13 protein-coding genes are annotated in these 17,988 nt (G+C 39.1%); 12 read left to right on the forward strand and 1 reads right to left on the reverse strand.

Features of this window, described 5'->3' with window-relative positions; all coding sequences use genetic code 11:
- Positions 1-9: 9 nt before the first annotated feature.
- The 10 genes from HCG69_RS08290 (at position 10) to HCG69_RS08335 (ending at position 14,477) form a co-directional block, all read left to right on the forward strand.
- On the forward strand, positions 10-864 hold the full coding sequence (locus tag HCG69_RS08290; protein WP_221649667.1) for an endonuclease/exonuclease/phosphatase family protein: 855 nt from the start codon (positions 10-12) through the stop codon (positions 862-864).
- Positions 865-869: 5 nt separating this feature from the next.
- Positions 870-1,646: an endonuclease/exonuclease/phosphatase family protein gene (locus HCG69_RS08295; protein WP_221649668.1), complete on the forward strand. Its 777-nt coding sequence runs from the start codon at positions 870-872 to the stop codon at positions 1,644-1,646.
- Positions 1,647-1,762: 116 nt separating this feature from the next.
- On the forward strand, positions 1,763-3,295 hold the full coding sequence (locus HCG69_RS08300) for a T9SS type A sorting domain-containing protein (protein ID WP_221649669.1): 1,533 nt from the start codon (positions 1,763-1,765) through the stop codon (positions 3,293-3,295).
- 23 nt (positions 3,296-3,318) lie between these two features.
- On the forward strand, positions 3,319-4,713 hold the full coding sequence (locus HCG69_RS08305) for an alkaline phosphatase (RefSeq protein ID WP_221649717.1): 1,395 nt from the start codon (positions 3,319-3,321) through the stop codon (positions 4,711-4,713).
- A gap of 72 nt (positions 4,714-4,785) precedes the next feature.
- Complete coding sequence (locus HCG69_RS08310) at positions 4,786-6,948, forward strand: alpha-N-acetylglucosaminidase (RefSeq protein ID WP_025866834.1); 2,163 nt, start codon at positions 4,786-4,788, stop codon at positions 6,946-6,948.
- Between the two features lie 131 nt (positions 6,949-7,079).
- Positions 7,080-8,222: a glycerate kinase gene (locus tag HCG69_RS08315; RefSeq protein WP_195449127.1), complete on the forward strand. Its 1,143-nt coding sequence runs from the start codon at positions 7,080-7,082 to the stop codon at positions 8,220-8,222.
- Between the two features lie 71 nt (positions 8,223-8,293).
- On the forward strand, positions 8,294-9,541 hold the full coding sequence (locus HCG69_RS08320; RefSeq protein WP_221649670.1) for a GntP family permease: 1,248 nt from the start codon (positions 8,294-8,296) through the stop codon (positions 9,539-9,541).
- A gap of 36 nt (positions 9,542-9,577) precedes the next feature.
- Positions 9,578-10,663 (forward strand): acyltransferase family protein, encoded by a 1,086-nt coding sequence (locus HCG69_RS08325; RefSeq protein WP_221649671.1) that lies wholly within the window; start codon positions 9,578-9,580, stop codon positions 10,661-10,663.
- Positions 10,664-10,668: 5 nt separating this feature from the next.
- A complete protein-coding gene (locus tag HCG69_RS08330) occupies positions 10,669-12,852 on the forward strand; it encodes an alpha-N-acetylglucosaminidase (protein WP_221649672.1) in 2,184 nt (727 codons plus the stop codon).
- Positions 12,853-12,944: 92 nt separating this feature from the next.
- On the forward strand, positions 12,945-14,477 hold the full coding sequence (locus HCG69_RS08335; protein ID WP_221649673.1) for an arylsulfatase: 1,533 nt from the start codon (positions 12,945-12,947) through the stop codon (positions 14,475-14,477).
- Positions 14,478-14,816: 339 nt separating this feature from the next.
- Here the strand turns inward: HCG69_RS08335 and HCG69_RS08340 are convergent, their stop codons facing one another.
- Positions 14,817-14,969, reverse strand: a complete 153-nt coding sequence (locus HCG69_RS08340) for a hypothetical protein (RefSeq protein ID WP_221649674.1) — start codon at positions 14,967-14,969, stop codon at positions 14,817-14,819.
- A gap of 322 nt (positions 14,970-15,291) precedes the next feature.
- On the opposite strand from HCG69_RS08340, the gene HCG69_RS08345 reads away from it, so the two are divergent.
- Both HCG69_RS08345 and HCG69_RS08350 read left to right on the forward strand, forming a co-directional pair.
- A complete protein-coding gene (locus HCG69_RS08345) occupies positions 15,292-16,305 on the forward strand; it encodes a glycosidase (RefSeq protein ID WP_221649675.1) in 1,014 nt (337 codons plus the stop codon).
- 24 nt (positions 16,306-16,329) lie between these two features.
- Positions 16,330-17,973 carry a sodium:solute symporter gene (locus tag HCG69_RS08350; protein WP_221649676.1) on the forward strand — a complete coding sequence of 548 codons (1,644 nt, stop codon included), beginning with the start codon at positions 16,330-16,332 and terminating at the stop codon, positions 17,971-17,973.
- Positions 17,974-17,988 lie beyond the last annotated feature (15 nt).

A 17,988-nucleotide genomic window follows, 5' to 3' on the forward strand; every position in this document is an offset into this window, starting at 1 on the left:
AAAATAATTATGAAAAAAATTTTATTGATATTTCTTTGTTTGAGTTTTTCATTTTTTGGTTGTAGCCAGAATGATGAACCTGGAACTGATTCTGGATGGGATACAGGTGGTAGTGTAGAAAGTAAATTGACAGTGATGAGTTATAATATCAGGCATTGTGCCCCTTATTATGGTACGTCAGAAGCAACTGTAGCAAATGTTAATAATGTAGCTGAAGTTATCAAAAGGATTAAACCCGATGTGATTTTGTTACAAGAAGTCGATCAGTGTACTAAGCGAAGTCTCGGAATAGATCAAGCTAAAGAACTGGCAAAGTTAGCTGGTTACCCGTACTACTATTTCTTTAAACAGAAAGATCTTGAAACAGGTGGTGCGTACGGAGCCGCTATTCTTTCTTCATTTTATATGAGTGAAATAGTGAATCATGAGCTACCAAAAGTAATTGACGGGTTGACAATTACAGGTAGCAATGTTTTAGGTACTGCCAAGATAAAATTTAATGAGACTACTATTTATCTGGCGGTGACGCATTTATCTGTTACTCAAGCGGAGAAAGACAGGCAATTTCCGATTATATTGAAAGAATTATCCTCAAAGGGAGATGCACCGATTATTGTAGCAGGCGATTTTAATTCAAAACCGGATAATTCGATTATCAAAAAGCTTGATGAAGCAGGATTTATTAGAACGAACACTGATCCGATGAAGTTTACAATACCTTCTAATGCACCTAACCGGGAGTTGGATTACATTGCTTACAAACCTGAAAAACAATTTAGTGTGATTTCTCATACTGTGTTTACAGGTATAAATGCTTCTGATCATTTACCTATTGTATCTGTATTAAACGTATCAAAACCCTAACAAAGATGAGAATATTAAGAAATTGCTTATTGATTTTGTATTTGCTATTGGTTGGAAATACATATGCTCAGGATACTTTGAGAATGAAAGTTATGACTTATAATCTAAGATTTGGTGAGTTGGCAGAGTTGAAAGATCTGGCTGCACATATAAAGTCTTTTAATCCTGATTTTGTAGCACTTCAGGAAGTTGACTCTAAAACCAATCGTGATCGTACACCTCATCAGAGAGGAAAGGATTTTATATCGGAATTAGCCTATTATACTGGCATGTTCGGTTTATATGGCAAAACAATAGAATATAAAGGAGGGTATTATGGTATTGGAATTCTCTCAAAATACCCTTATATCAAGATTCAGAAAACGCTTTTACCTCAACTTGGAAAAGATTATGAACAACGTGTTTTGTTAGAGGGGCTTTTTGAAATGAACGGCGATACCATTGTTTTTGCTTCTACCCATTTGGATGCTAAGCTTACAAAAACGAGGGAATTACAAGCTGAATTTATTAATAATCATTTTAGAAAAGTGGATTATCCTACTGTACTTGGAGGAGATTTTAATTCTGATGTTTCCTCTAAAGTGATTAAAGAGTTAAAACAGGAATGGTTCTGTGATGCTGATATGACTCCTACTGTACCGGCATGGAAACCTTATCGAAAGATAGATTTCCTGTTTGCCAAACCGCAGAAAGGTTGGAAAGTAATTCGTACCCAAACAATCCAATCCGTGTTGTCCGATCATTTGCCTATTATCACGGAATTGGAATATATAAGGCCTTAAATAAGGAAAGCTCTTAAAATAACTTGAGTCTGATAAGTGAAGAATATGAAATGATAAATTAACATCGGACTTACATTACTATACCGTTTATGTTAAACATTTAAATGTATTTTATTATGAAAAAAATTACAGGTTTATTATTTGTATTTGCATTTTTTACAAGTGTATTATGTGCAAAATCTATTGAAGTAACTACATCTGAAATGGATGTAACAATTGCCGGTTCATTGCCTTATGTGATTGAAAATGCTGAATCGGGCAGTATTATTGAATTTAATTTTGATGGTGAAGAGCTTGATTATGGTGAAGGGACTGGGATTATTATCAAGGGTAAAAATCTGACAATAAATGGTATAAACAAAAAAAACGGGAAACGTGTGTTTATTAAAGGGGTACAATCCCTGTTTACGGTCAGTGAATCGTCAGAACTTTCTTTGAATGACCTGATAATTGATGGTTTCAAAAGTATTGCCATCAGATTGAGTGGTAGTTCTGTTTTGAATGTTGACAACTGTCAGTTCTCAAATAATTATGAAGCAGTTCCAGGTGCAATTAATAACGGTGGAGTGATACGTGTCAGTAGTGCAAAAGCCGTGTTGAAGAACTCTTTGTTCATCAAGAACAGATGTGGAGGTTCCTATGGTGGTGGAGCGGTCTGTGCTTATGCAGCATCGGAATTGCGCGTTGAGAATTGTTCTTTTGTAGAAAATGAAGGTGCTGCAGGTGGTGCTATTGGAATAAACGCGACAGCTAAAAATGTTTCTCCTATTGTTTACATTGCTAACTCAACTTTTGCTAATAACATTGCTGATGGTCGTGGTGGGGCTATCTATATGCAGACAGGAACTACGGTAGATATTTTTTCTCCAGTAATTGTCAATTGTACGTTTGTAGGAAATCTGGGGAATAATGGTGGAGCTCTTTGTGTATGGTCGCGAGCTACAACTTCTATGAAACCGACTTTCGTTAATAATTTATTTGCTGAGAATTATAGTAGCACGTGGTTGGAGGATGAGACTCAATATGATATTTTAGCTTTTTATATGGGTGGTGAGTTAGATGGAAACAATCAGCCAATACCGCAAACGGTTTTTCCGACTTGTATGAATAACTTGTATGTTTTTGCTTCTAAAGATTTTTTCAAGGACTCTTCTAATAAGCAAATAGATTTTAACAATAATACTATTTTTAAAGCCATAGAAAAGAATCCATGGGATGAAGGTGATATGTCATTTAATCATCAAACGAGTGTGCTGGAAAGTGATAGGATGGTTGCTATGATTGCCGAGAATAGTATTGCTTTAGGTGCAGGAGTTGCTACTGTAAGCGGTATTGAAATTCCGACTACAGATCAATTGGGTAAAGTACGCCCTGCTACACCTTCTGTGGGTGCGGTAGAATATTCTGTACCTAGTGGCATTGGAAATACTACTGCAGATGAATGTGAGATTAAAGTTTATAGCGTAGGTAATAACATATATGTGAGTGGCATTCAGGAAATGGCTCTTATAAAGATATATGACTTAACAGGAAAATTGGTTTTTGAAAATGTGGTAAAAAACGACGTGGCAACAACGGTAAATATAAGTACAGGTATGTATATTGCCAAGGTAGATAATGAGACTGTGAAATTCGTTGTTTCTGAATAAAACAGGAGAACTGATAGATGAAAATAAGACGCCTGATTAGTTTGTTATGTTTCCTGTGGATTGTAATAACGGTCCAAGGGCAGGTCAAATATGTATTTTATTTTATAGGCGACGGGATGGGAGTAAATCAGGTAAACGGAACGGAGATGTACCGAGCGGCTTTAAAAGGTCATATAGGTACTGATCCTTTATTATTTACTCAATTTCCCAGCGGAGGTGTGGTGAGTACTTATTCGGTAACTCATCCTGTCACGGATTCGGCTGCTGGTGGAACAGCGTTGGCCACGGGAAAGAAAACATATAATGGAGCCATTGGTGTGGATATGAGTAAACAAGCATTGGTGAGCGTGGCCGAATGTGCTAAAACGAAAGGTAAAAAAGTCGGGATTGCCACTAGTGTTAGTATAGACCATGCTACTCCGGCAGCTTTTTATGCTCATCAACCCGATAGAAAGATGTTTTATGAAATAGCTTGTGATTTGCCCAAAGCTGGTTTTGATTTTTATGCCGGTTCTGGTTTCCTGAGTCCTAATAAAACATCTGACGTTAAAGATGGTTCTAACATCTATCAAGTAATAGAAAAGGCGGGTTATACCGTGGCTCGGGGAATCGAAGATTTTAGAAAGCAGGTAGATAAAGCCGATAAAATGATTTTGATACAGCAAGAGGGCAAACCGGATTTGAGTTTGTCTTATGCTATCGATCAGCATGATGATGATTTGACTTTACCCGAGATAACCCAAAGTGCTATACAATTTTTGATGAAGGAAAATAATAAAGAAGGATTTTTCCTGATGGTTGAAGGTGGAAAAATAGATTGGGCCTGCCATAGTAATGATGCTGCTACTGTCTTTTGGGAAGTGGAAGATTTTGATCGTTCTATTGCTGTGGCTTATGATTTCTATAAGAAGCATCCTCAGGAAACGTTGATTGTTATTACGGCTGATCATGAAACGGGTGGCATTGTATTGGGTACAAAAAAGTACAATCTTAATTTACAGGCGTTGCAATATCAGAAATGCTCGATAGAGATGCTTTCAAATAAAATCTCTGAGCTTAGAAAAATGCGGAAGAATGAAGTTAGCTGGGATGACATTAAGGCCTTATTAAGTATGGAGATGGGATTCTGGAGTAAACTTTCTATTGATAAAGAGCAAGAAAAGTTGTTGTATACCGTATTTGAAACTTCTTTTGTGAAAAATAAAGTGAAGTTTGAAGAAAGATTGTATTCAAAAATCGAACCATTGGCTGTATGTGCCAGAAAAGTGATGAATCAAATTGCTGTTTTAGGTTGGGCAGGTGGTACGCATTCTGCTGGATATGTTCCTGTTTTTGCTATAGGAGCAGGTTCGGAACAGTTTTGTGGTAAATTGGATAACGTTGATATTCCTAAGAAAATACGGGCATTGATACAATAATGAGTATGAACCAATTTCCGGGTCTGCTTTGGATTTCGGTTATTGGTTCTTTTTTAATTTTGATTTTATATTATGAGATATTCTATATTGAAGTATTTGTTTATCTTTTGTTTGTCTATTGCTTTATATGCCTGTAACATGGAATCAAATGATATATTGGTTCCTGCTAAACAACTTATAGAGCGTCAGATTGGAATCCGGGCTAATGAAATTACTTGTCAGGTTATAGAACCGGTTAACGGAAAAGAAACCTTTGAGATAGAGGCTCGGGATGGGGTACTGGTTTTGAAAGGAAGCAGTACTGTAGCTATTTGTTATGCGTTTCATACCTACCTGAAGGAGGCTTGCCATGCTATGAAGACCTGGAGTGGAGAACATATAGAGCTACCTGAAATATGGCCTGATTATATCGCTAAAAAGCAAACGACTCCTTATTCGTACAGATACTTTCTGAATGTTTGCACTTATGGTTATACTACTCCCTATTGGAATTGGGATCGTTGGGAAAAAGAAATAGATTGGATGGCACTTAGAGGTGTAAATATGCCTCTGGCTACTGTGGCGAGTGAAGCGATTGCCGAAAGAGTATGGTTACGTATGGGACTTACAAAAGAAGAAATTCGGGCGTTTTTTACAGCACCAGCTCATTTGCCATGGCATCGTATGGGCAACCTGAATACATGGGATGGGCCTTTGTCCGATAAATGGCAAGAAAGTCAGATTGAGATGCAACATCTTATCATTAATCGTATGCGTGAGCTGGGGATGCAGCCGATAGCTCCGGCATTTGCGGGATTTGTACCAATGGCTTTTGCAGAGAAACACCCTGCTGTAAAATTCAAACATTTGAAATGGGGAGGATTTGATGATAAATATAATGCTTATGTACTTCCTCCGGATTCTCCGTTCTTTGAAGAGATTGGGAAAATGTTTATTGAGGAATGGGAGAAAGAATTTGGTAGAAATACTTATTATCTTTCAGACAGTTTTAATGAAATGGAACTTCCGATAGAAAAAGAGGATATAGAAGGAAAACATAAACTTTTGGCTCAATATGGTGAATCGATTTATCGTTCTATCACGGCTGGTAATCCGGATGCAGTATGGGTTACGCAAGGATGGACTTTTGGATACCAGCATTCTTTCTGGGACAAAGAGAGTTTACAGGCTCTGTTGAGCCGGGTACCGGATGATAAGATGATTATTGTAGATTTGGGCAATGATTACCCCAAATGGGTTTGGAACACAGAACAGACTTGGAAAGTACACGATGGTTTCTACGGTAAGAAATGGATATTTAGCTATGTTCCCAATTTTGGTGGCAAAACTCCTATGACTGGTGATTTGCAGATGTATGCTTCTTCTTCTTCTGAAGCGTTACATTCTAAATCTTGTGGAAATCTTATAGGATTTGGTTCTGCTCCGGAGGGGCTTGAAAATAATGAAGTAGTTTATGAGCTATTGGCCGATATGGGGTGGACGGACCAGAGTATAGATCTTGATAAATGGTTAAAGTCATATTGTGAAGCTCGCTATGGGAAATATCCGGATGCAATGAAAGAGGCTTGGGTATTATTTAGAAAAAGTGCTTATAGTTCACTTTACTCTTATCCTCGTTTTACCTGGCAGACAGTGACTCCGGATCAGAGACGAATTAGCAAGATAGATACCAGTGATGATTTTTTACGTGCTGTTGAATTGTTTCTCACTTGTGCAGACAGTTTGCAAAACTCGGAACTTTATGTGAATGATGCCATAGAGTATGCTGCATATTATGTGGCTGCCAAAGCAGACAAACTTTATGTGAAAGCTCTTGAAGAAAATACGATTGGTGATAAGCTTGCGGCACAATACACATTGAGACAGGTTGTTGACTTGCTGTTAGATGTGGATAAGCTTCTTGCTTCACATCCTCTTTATCGTCTTGAAGAGTGGGTAGAATTAGCAAGAAATAGCGGTACCACTTCTGAAGAAAAGGATAAGTATGAATCAAATGCAAAACGCCTTATTACTACTTGGGGAGGGTTTCAAGAGGATTATGCTGCTCGTTTTTGGAGTGGATTAATAAAAGACTACTATATACCACGTTTAAAACTTTATTTCTCCAAACAGTGGGAAGATTTGGATCGTTGGGAAGAAACATGGATAAATACTCCATGGCACAACACAACAAAACCATTTGAAAATCCTGTTAATATTGCCGTTGAACTTGTGAATAAAGCAAAGGTATTTTGATTTAGTTTTCAGGTAAGCAGAGTATCCCCCCTTCTCTTGTAAATATTGCAAGAGAAGTACTCTGTCTTTTTATTTGATACGAGTAATAAAGTCTTATCTTTGATAAGTTTTTAATTTGCAATTTATGCTGTATGAGAAAGATTATTCTTGCTTTTGATTCATTTAAAGGATCTGTAGGTTCACTTGATATTGCCCGATATGCTGCGCAAGCTATTTTGAAAGAGTATCCTCATTGTGAATTGATCCATTTCCCGATTGCAGATGGTGGAGAAGGAACTACTGAAGCAATTTGTACTCAATTGGATGTAAATAGGGTTTCTTGTATTGCCCATGATCCGCTGATGAATCCGATAGAAGTTTCGTATGGAATAACCAAAGATGGGAAAACAGCAGTCTTTGAGATGGCTTCTGCCAGTGGGCTTCCTCTGATTCCTATTGCTTTGAGAAACCCAATGCATACTTCTTCTTTCGGGACAGGAGAAATTATTTTGGATGCATTGAATCGTGGATGCCGTCATTTTATTATGGGTATAGGTGGTAGTGCAACAAATGATGCCGGTATAGGTATGATGCACGCTTTGGGGGTTCGTTTTCTGGACAAAGAAAAGAAAGAACTCGAACCGAAAGGGAGTAATCTTATCCATATTGCACTTATTGATACTGCTACTTTACATCCTGCTTTAAAAGAGTCTGTTTTTACAATAGCATGTGATGTAAATAATCCATTCTATGGGCCACAAGGGGCTGCCTTTGTCTTTGCTCCACAAAAGGGAGCAAACCCGGATGAAGTTAAAGCATTGGATGAGGGGTTACAACACTATGCTATGGTTCTTAAAGAACAGAAAGGGATGGACATTACTTTAATAGCCGGTGCTGGTGCGGCTGGTGGTATGGGTGGGGGAATACTTCCTTTTCTGAATGCAACATTGAAGTCGGGTATTGATACAATTTTGGATATTCTTCATTTCAGGGAGTATGCTCAGTCTGCAGACCTTATTTTTACGGGTGAAGGAAAACTGGATGCACAAACTGGTATGGGGAAGGCATTAGGTGGTATTTTGAAAATAGCTGTTGAAGAAAATATCCCCGTCATAGCCTTAGGAGGATGTGTAGAGGCTGTAGAGCAGTTGAATGAAATGGGATTTACGGCTGTATTGTCTGTTCAGCCGGCTCCTGTCTCTTTAGATCAGGCTATGCAACAGGAATTTGCTCTTAAGAATATCGAAAGAACCGTGACTCAACTTATACGTATTATTAAATGCTTTAAGTCGTAAAGTGTAAATCAGCTTAAGTGTCGTGGTTAATAAAAGTCACGATTATGAAGCATAAACTATGAATCTTTTCTATGACAGCAATTGGCGCTTTAATCGGATTGTTAGTATCCGTTCTTTTAATCATAAAAAAAATATCTCCGGCTTATAGTTTAATAGCCGGAGCAATTGTTGGCGGGTTGTTAGGCGGATTACCATTGACAGAGACAGTAAAGGTGATGACAGATGGCGTCAAAGACGTTACACCAGCCATCATCCGTATTCTTACAGCAGGGGTATTGTCCGGTGTGCTTATTAAAACAGGAGCAGCGACTACCATCTCTAATGCTATTATAAATACATTAGGAGAGAAACGGGTATTTGCTGCATTAGCTTTGGCAACTATGTTGCTATGTGCTGTTGGTGTTTTTATTGATGTGGCTGTTATTACAGTAGCCCCTATTGCATTGTCTATCGGAAAACGTTTGGGCTTGTCACCATCCGTACTATTGATAGCCATGATTGGTGGAGGAAAATGCGGTAATATAGTCTCCCCGAATCCGAATACAATTATTGCAGCCGAAAACTTTAAAGCAGATTTATCATCGGTCATGTTTTACAATATTCTTCCGGCAATTATCGGGTTAGTGTTTACGGTTTTTGTTATTATCCGCCTTATCCCCCAAAAACTTACTATTGTCGCTCCAGGACAGGAAGAAATCACAGATGATAAACAACTACCTTCTCTTACCAATAGTCTGGTGGCACCTTTCGTCACTATCATCTTACTTGCCCTGCGTCCTTTGACTGGTATTACCATCGATCCTTTAATTGCCCTACCCATCGGCGGAATTTGTGGCATCCTTTGTATGAAACAATGGAAAAATATTCTGCCGAGTATGGAATACGGTCTCCAAAAAATGTCCACTGTAGCTGTACTTTTAATCGGTACAGGAACAATTGCAGGAGTTATCAAAAACTCTACTCTAAAAGACTGGATTCTGCAACTACTGGAACAAGCCCATTTCAATGAAATAATGATAGCTCCCGTATCTGGTGCATTAATGTCAGCCGCCACAGCCTCTACTACTGCCGGAGCCACTCTCGCTTCCGCCTCTTTTGCAGAAGCAATTCTTGCTGTCGGCATTTCCGCTGCATGGGGAGCTGCCATGATCAACTCCAGTGCCACAGTACTGGATCATTTACCTCATGGCTCTTTTTTTCATGCTACCGGTGGAGTCTGCGAATTGACTTTTAAGCAACGTCTGAAACTCATTCCTTATGAAACCCTCATAGGAGCAGTATTGGCAGCCTCTACTACCCTCTTATGTCTCGTTTGGTGATCATCTAATACATCATAATTCATAAATTATAAACTCATGCCTGCCAATAATCGTCTTCTCTCTCTCGATGTCCTGCGAGGATTCACAGTTGCCGGAATGATACTTGTCAATAATGCCGGTGCATGCGGGTACGGCTATGCCCCTTTGCGTCATGCCAAATGGGATGGTTTCACTCCTGCCGACCTTGTGTTTCCTATGTTTATGTTTCTGATGGGAATATCCACCTACATATCTCTGCGCAAATATGATTTCCAATGGCGCCTTGCTATCGGAAAGATTATGAAACGTGCTTTTCTCCTGATACTGATAGGTATTGCCATGAAATGGATTATAAATTCAAGTGAAACCGGTATCTGGACTGATTGGGAGCATATGCGGCTTTTAGGAGTGATGCAACGTCTGGGCATCTGCTATGGAGCAACAGCTATCATGGCGTTGTTTATCCCTCACAAGCGCTTTTTTCAGGTGGCCCTTCTACTTTTAGCAGGATATTTTATTCTTCAGTTGATAGGAAACGGATTCGAGAAAAGTCCTGGTAATATTATGGCTATAGTCGATTCTACCGTTCTGGGAACAAATCATATGTATTTGCAAGGGCGTCAGTTTGTAGAACCGGAAGGAATTTTAAGTACTATTCCTGCCATAGCCCAGGTAATGATTGGTTTTGTATGTGGACGAATGATTATCGATTTGAAGGATAACAAAGACCGGATGCAAAAGCTATTCTTTCTTGGTTCCTTAATGTTGTTCGCCGGATTCTTGTTTAGTTATACCTGTCCGCTCAACAAGCGTCTATGGTCTCCGAGTTTTGTATTACTTACTTGCGGAATAGCAGCTTTAGCATTAGCTGTATTGATCGAAATAATCGATGTTCGACAAAAGAAAAGATGGTGCACTTTCTTCAATGTTTTCGGAGTAAATCCACTGGTTCTTTATGTATTTGCCGAAATCTTCGGTGATCTGTTGCGAATATGGAAAGTTAACACGTCCCTGTTCGATGCCTGCCTGCAACCCCTATTCGGCAACTATTTCGGTTCATTCATGTATGCAGTTCTTTTCCTATCGCTTAACTGGCTTGTTGGATACATTCTGTTTAAAAAACAAATTTACATAAAACTATAATTGAAATGATGAAAAGAAACATTTATCTGGTTATCGTAACGTTGTTCCTCTCACTATCAGCAGGGGCAAAGGAGAAAGATGTAGCCGCTATGCAGTCAATGGTAAAACGTCTCATTCCGGCATATGCTGAGAATTTTCAGTTTAAAAAAATAAAACCCATTGATGGAAAAGACTGCTTCCAGTTGGATGCTTCCGGCTCTGGAAAAATAGTGATTGGCGGTAATAATGCTAACTCAATGGCAATGGGGCTGAATTATTATTTAAAGTATTATTGTCTTACCACAATTTCATGGTATGCTGATATCCCTGTTGAAATGCCTGATACTCTTCCGGTGTTGAAAAAAACTTTTAGTGCGGAAGCAAAAGTAGACAGGCGCTTTTTTTTGAACTACTGTACTTATGGCTATACTATGCCTTATTGGCAATGGAAGGATTGGGAACGTTTTATTGACTGGATGGCTCTGAACGGGGTTAATATGCCTCTGGCCATTACAGGTCAGGAAGCCGTATGGTATAAAGTATGGAAGAAATTAGGTTTGACGGATCAAGAAATCCGTTCCTATTTTACGGGTCCTACTTATCTACCCTGGCATCGTATGGCAAATATTGATGGATGGAACGGTCCGCTACCCATGGAGTGGTTGGATAATCAGGTGGAACTACAGAAAAAGATACTTGCACGGGAACGCGAATTGAATATGAAACCGGTATTGCCGGCTTTTGCCGGTCATGTACCTGCAGCTCTGAAACGAATTTATCCGGAAGCTAATATTCAGCATCTTGGTAAGTGGGCAGGTTTTGCTGATACGTATCGTTGTTACTTCCTGAATCCCGAAGAGCCTCTGTTTGCTACCATTCAAAAACATTTTCTTCAGGAACAGACGCATTTATTCGGTACCGATCATATTTATGGCGTAGATCCTTTTAACGAGGTAGATCCACCAAGCTGGGAACCCGAATATCTCAGTCAGGTATCTTCGGATATGTATCGGACATTGACAGCAGCAGATCCGAAAGCGGAATGGATGCAGATGACCTGGATGTTTTATCATGACCGCAAGGACTGGACTGCTCCGCGTATCAAAGCTTTACTAACCGGAGTGCCGCAGGATAAGATGTTTTTACTTGATTATCATTGTGAGAATGTAGAACTTTGGAAAAACACTGAACACTTTCATGGACAACCTTACATTTGGTGCTATTTAGGTAATTTTGGGGGAAATACGACTCTTACCGGTAATGTAAAGGAGAGTGGTGACCGTCTTGACAATGCGTTAATAAATGGTGGAAGTAACCTTCGGGGTATCGGTTCTACGCTCGAAGGCTTGGATGTTATGCAGTTTCCCTATGAATATATCTTTGAGAAGGCGTGGGATTTGAATCTCGACAATGAGGCATGGTTACAAAATCTTGCCGACCGCCATGCCGGAACCGTTTCCCAACCAGTTCGTGAGGCATGGGATATCTTGTTCAACCAGATATACGTACAGGTTCCCAAAACATTAGGAGTGTTGCCTAACCATCGGCCGGTGATGAACAAACCCAATAGACGTACGGTTATTGATTATTCAAATGCTACTTTGTTACAAGCCTGGGAAAAACTGTTACAGGCTACAGACTGTAACAGAGATGCTCTGCGGCTGGATATCATTACTGTAGGCCGTCAATTACTGGGTAATTATTTTCTTATAGTGAAAGATGATTTTGACCGTATGTATACAGTCAAAGATCTTCCGGGGCTGAAAGCCAGAGCTGCGGAAATGAAAGAGATTCTTAATGATCTGGATCGTTTGAATGCTTTTCATAGCCGTTGTGCCTTGGATAAATGGTTGGCTGATGCCCGTGCATTGGGTACGACCCCTGAAGTGAAAGATTATTATGAGAAGAATGCCCGTAATCTGATTACGACTTGGGGAGGTAGTCTGAATGATTATGCCAGTCGTACATGGGCGGGGCTCATTAAAGATTACTATTCGGAACGTTGGGATATGTATATGGATGCGGTAATCTCTGCCGTGGAAGACAACCGGGAGTTTGATCAGAAAAAATTGGATGAATCAATAAAAAGTTTTGAAGATGCCTGGGTAGATTCTACAGATCCTATTCGGGTAGTACCTCAGGGTGAGTTGATGCAATACGCTCGTTTCTTATTACAGAAATACGGACGACGGATTCCAAAGGATTTGTAATATACCATAGATTAAACGTATGAAAAACTCTTTTCATACGTTTAATTAAGAAAATGTGTATCAGATAATACTATAAATCAACTTTTATAAAAATGAAAATAATTCCAATATTAAATGGCATGTTGGTTTTAACTTCCGGAATCGGTTTTTCGATTCAACAGGTCAGAGCACAACAAAAACCCCATATCATTTTGATTATGGCCGACCAGCATCGTGGCGATGCTTTGGGATGTATGGGGAATCCGGCGGTTATTTCACCGAATATTGATAGGCTGTCTGAAGAAGGGACGCTATTCTGTAATGGCTATTCGTCTACTCCAAGTAGCACACCGGCCCGTGCAGGATTACTGACCGGCATGTCCCCTTGGCGGCATGGTATGTTGGGATATGGTCGGGTAGCTATACAATACAAATACGAAATGCCTGCTATGCTGAGAGAACAACACTATTATACATTCGGTATTGGAAAGATGCATTGGTCTCCACAAAAATCTTTGCATGGTTTTCATGGAACATTGATAGATGAAAGCGGGCGTGCTGAGACGAAATATTTTATCAGCGATTATCGGCTATGGTTACAGATGCAAATGCCGGGAGTAAATCCTAATCTGACAGGCATTGGTTGGAATGAACACAGGGCAGGTACTTATAAATTACCTGAAGAGTTACATCCTACCGCCTGGACAGGAAAAATGGCATGTGAATTGATACAGAATTATAATAATGAAAGTCCGTTGTTTCTGAAAGTTTCTTTTGCACGTCCTCATAGTCCGTATGACCCTCCCCAACGTCTTTTGGATGAGTATGAAGAGAAAGAAATTCCGGCTCCTTATATTGGTGACTGGTGTAGTAAATACGCTACTCAGCTTGATCCGCAAAAAGCTGATAAGGATGCTCCGTTTGCCAATTTTGGAGCTGAATATGCTAAAAATTCCCGAAAATACTATTATGCCAATGTTACGTTTATTGATGAGGAAATAGGAAAAATAATACAAACACTGAAAGATAAAGGAATGTATGATAATGCTTTGATTTGCTATGTTTCCGACCATGGGGATATGTTGGGCGATCATTATCATTGGCGGAAGACTTATCCTTATGAGGGTTCCACACATGTTCCATATATTGTAAAATGGCCTAAGTCGTTTGGTATTAAAGAAGGAATAAAAGTGGATGAACCGGTGGAATTACGAGATCTTTTGCCTACCTTTTTAGATGCTTCCGGAGCACAAATTCCCGAGGAGATGGATGGACTCTCATTGTTGGCTTTAGTGGACGAAAGCAGAAAGCATACATGGAGACAATATATTGATCTGGAGCATGCAACTTGCTATGCGAAGGAAAATTACTGGTGTGCTTTGACCGATGGCAAAATTAAATATGTGTGGAATTTCTATACAGGAGAAGAAGAACTTTTTGATTTAAAAAAGGATCCGGGAGAATTGCAAAATCTTGTGTCGGAGAAACATTATAGGAAAAGACTGGCTGATTTACGTGAGGCAATGGTGAAGCATTTGAGTGAACGGGGAGAAGGATTCGTGAAAGAAGGGAAGTTGGTTGTTCGTAAAGAAAGATTGCTCTACAGTCCGAACTATCCAAAGTCAGAGGAAGTTGAAACCAATTAGAAACTGGTGGGAGTAGATCGATTCTCTTTCTTTTATCTGGTTTTATAAATATAGTATAATAAGGTACTCTTTTGCTGGATAAAGTATATACATACTTATGATGTTGTATACCATATCTTTGCATTCATAATTCTTGTTTCATGAATATAAAACATCCGGATGTTGTGTGCAAAAACACCCGGATGTTTTGATTTATAACATGGGGATGTTTTTGATAAGAACACCCGGATGTTTTGTATACTCAATCCACTTGGTAACTCTTCTTTGAAAGCTATAGTCTGTCTGCTTCAAAGGCTATTATTAACTAACCCAAGTATCTTAATCTTGCGATTTTCCAGTTTACACTTCCCGCAACATGTTTTGTGCATTACGGTGTTTGCCCGTCTTTCCGATTTCTTCCTGTTCTTTCCCTTTGCGCAAGGTTAGTACCGGCATGAATGTTCCTATTTCGTCCAGTTTTACCGGGTATCTGTTGGACATTGCTTTGCCCATTTCCGTCGGTCTGTTTAAGTATCCCTTTTTATTCCTCCCGGTTTGAAACTTGATGATGGGTTATGCGTCTAATCAAAATAGTATGTCTTTTTCTAAGTCGTTATGTTATATATTTGTGTACCAAATAGTGTGGAATTATATCAATAGTTCTTTAGAAAAAATAGAATTAAGTTGGAGTCTGAGTTTAGTTAGAAAATAGTAGAATGTAAATGAAGAAATTGTTTATTGTACAATAAAGTATAATGAATGAACAAAATAGTATTCAGACAGATTACTCACAACACCTATCTTTGCAACATCATTAAATGTATAATTAAATAATATGCTATTAAAGAAGTTTGAAGGAAATCCAATATTATCTCCTAACACAGATAATCAGTGGGAAAGTTTAGTCGTATGTAATCCAGGCGCATGGTATGAAAATGGTAAATTCTATCTTTATTATCGGGCAGCAGGTAATGATGAAGCACATCATATACATATTGGATTGGCTGTTAGTGACGATGGATTCCATTTTAACCGGGTTTCGGACAAGCCGGTATTAAGTCCGACCAAAGACAACTTTGACGCAGGTTCAGTAGAAGATCCGAGAATAGTAAAAATAGGAAGGGAATACTATATGACTTATGCTTTTCGCCCTTATCCTCCCGGGCAATACTGGAAATATAAATACGACCAGGTCAAAGCCCCCGAACATGATGAACTGGCGCCTCGTTGTTTGCGGGAGAATATCGGGAATACTGCATTGGCCATATCAAAAGATTTATTTAGTTTTAAAAAGGTAGGTCGACTGACTGAACCTTCGCTGGACGATCGGGATGTTATTCTTTTCCCTGAACAAATTAATGGTTTATTTTATATGTTACATCGTCCAAAAGATTATATCGGAGCAATTTATGATACAGAATATCCCGCCATATGGATTAAATCATCCAAAGATTTGATGAGTTGGAACACTCCGAGCAAATTACTATTAAAGGGAAGAGAATCCTGGGAAATAAAGGTTGGAGGTAATACTCCTCCTATCCGTACTTCAGAAGGCTGGCTTCTACTTTACCATGGGGTGGATGACAATTATGTGTATCGGATAGGAGCCTGTTTACTTAGTCTTGAAGATCCGACAGTTGTTCTCTACCGTACACGCCATTTTATTCTCGAACCTGAAACAGAAATTGAATGTAACGGATTATACAAATGGGGAGTCGTGTTCCCTACGGGAATTGTATTGCGGGACAAAACATTATTCGTATATTATGGCGCTTCGGATCAATGGTGTTGCGTAGCCACATGCAATATTGATGAACTGATTACTTTCATCAAAACAGATTCAAAATAATAATTTATTCAATACTTTAAGAACATGTCAGAATCCTTATCAACCGTCGATTTAATAATTATTGCCTTATTCATTGTCTTCATTATTTGGTGGGCGCTACGCCACAGTAAGACAAGTGACTCGGCTTCTTACTTTTTAGCAGGTAAAAGCTGCACATGGCCAATGATCGGGCTTTCACTATTTGCAGCCAGTATATCAAGCTCCACTCTGATAGGACATGCCGGTGAAGGATTCATTAGTGGCGTGGCAGTATTCAATTATAATCTAATGGCAGTATTTGTAATGATTTTCTTTGCAATGTTCTTTCTGCCGTTTTACATCAAGTCGGGCATCTTCACGATACCGGAATATCTGGGACGTCGATTTGATAGCCGTTCGAGGCTTTACTTTTCATTCATTACCATTATCGGAAACATCTTTCTGGATGCGGCAGCCGCATTATATACAGGTGCATTGATATTAAAAATGATGTTTCCCGGAATAGACCTTTTTTATATTATATTGGGTATGGCAATCGTGGCAGGAAGTTATACAATTGTAGGCGGACTGTCTTCCATAATTAATGCGGACGTTATACAATCTATTATTTTAATAATTGGTTCAATCATACTCTCTCTCTTCTGTTTCGAAAGTATTGGTGGCTGGGACAGTTTTATGGAACACTTTCATGAAGGAGTATGGCTCAAGCTTATCCGCCCGCTCGACGATCCTACAGTTCCATGGCCGGGTTTAATATTTGGAGTTACCATACTTAGTTTTTATTTCTGGGGCAATAACCAGGTAATGGTACAGCGTGTATTATCCGCCCGGTCTATTGATGAAGGGCGCAAAGGGGTCCTTTTTGTCGGCTTTCTATACATGTTTACCCTGTTTATTATCATCATGCCTGGAATTATAGCCCGTGGTATCGATCTTTTTGGGCTTGGAAACTCACTTCCCTATGATATTATCCCAGGTAGTACACTAAAAAGTATTTATGGAATCAACACTGACGAAGTATATCCGCGTCTCATCTTGAAATTACTGCCGACAGGAATTATTGGTCTGATTATCGCTGCCATGATTTCTGCTCTGACCTCAACTTTAAGTGCAACATTAAGCTCGGTATCAACTCTCTTCACTATGGATTTTTATCCCCGGATAGTAAAAAACAGCAACCCCAAAAAATTAGTGAGGGTAGGTCAAATCACCTCCTTCATCGCTTTGGTTATTGCTGTCTCATGGGCACCATTCATTCAAAAGTTTGATTCATTGGTCGGCTATTATCAGGAGATGGTATCCTATATTGCTCCTCCTATCGTGGGAGCATTTCTACTGGGGCTTTTCTGGAAGCGGGGGAATGCACAAGGAGCTTTTACCGGATTAATGTTTGGTTTAACAGCAGCAATAGGAATTATGCTGACCAAGTATATTATCGGTATTTCAATACCAATACACTATTTGATACTGGCACCTTTACTGATGTTGGCAAGTATGCTTGTAACTGTTATCGTAAGTTATGCCACTCCTCCTCCTCTTGAAGAACAAGTTGCCTCAAATACATGGAATAAATATTTATGGACCGAAGAGACCAAAGAACTGAAAGGAGTAATATGGTATAAAAATTTCCGTGTTCTTTGCCTCATCCTTTTTATACTCTGTGTATTGGAGTATCTCTTTTTCTTATAAATAGCCTTACAATAA

The organism is Bacteroides sp. K03 (assembly GCF_019734355.1).
Taxonomy (GTDB): domain Bacteria; phylum Bacteroidota; class Bacteroidia; order Bacteroidales; family Bacteroidaceae; genus Bacteroides; species Bacteroides nordii.

Coding starts and splice junctions, on each gene's coding strand:
- HCG69_RS08290 (WP_221649667.1), top strand. CDS start 10: ATGAAAAAAATTTTATTGATATTTCTTTGTTTGAGTTTTTCATTTTTT.
- HCG69_RS08295 (WP_221649668.1), top strand. CDS start 870: ATGAGAATATTAAGAAATTGCTTATTGATTTTGTATTTGCTATTGGTT.
- HCG69_RS08300 (WP_221649669.1), top strand. CDS start 1,763: ATGAAAAAAATTACAGGTTTATTATTTGTATTTGCATTTTTTACAAGT.
- HCG69_RS08310 (WP_025866834.1), top strand. CDS start 4,786: ATGAGATATTCTATATTGAAGTATTTGTTTATCTTTTGTTTGTCTATT.
- HCG69_RS08315 (WP_195449127.1), top strand. CDS start 7,080: ATGAGAAAGATTATTCTTGCTTTTGATTCATTTAAAGGATCTGTAGGT.
- HCG69_RS08320 (WP_221649670.1), top strand. CDS start 8,294: ATGACAGCAATTGGCGCTTTAATCGGATTGTTAGTATCCGTTCTTTTA.
- HCG69_RS08325 (WP_221649671.1), top strand. CDS start 9,578: ATGCCTGCCAATAATCGTCTTCTCTCTCTCGATGTCCTGCGAGGATTC.
- HCG69_RS08330 (WP_221649672.1), top strand. CDS start 10,669: ATGATGAAAAGAAACATTTATCTGGTTATCGTAACGTTGTTCCTCTCA.
- HCG69_RS08335 (WP_221649673.1), top strand. CDS start 12,945: ATGAAAATAATTCCAATATTAAATGGCATGTTGGTTTTAACTTCCGGA.
- HCG69_RS08340 (WP_221649674.1), bottom strand. CDS start 14,969: ATGGGCAAAGCAATGTCCAACAGATACCCGGTAAAACTGGACGAAATA.
- HCG69_RS08345 (WP_221649675.1), top strand. CDS start 15,292: ATGCTATTAAAGAAGTTTGAAGGAAATCCAATATTATCTCCTAACACA.
- HCG69_RS08350 (WP_221649676.1), top strand. CDS start 16,330: ATGTCAGAATCCTTATCAACCGTCGATTTAATAATTATTGCCTTATTC.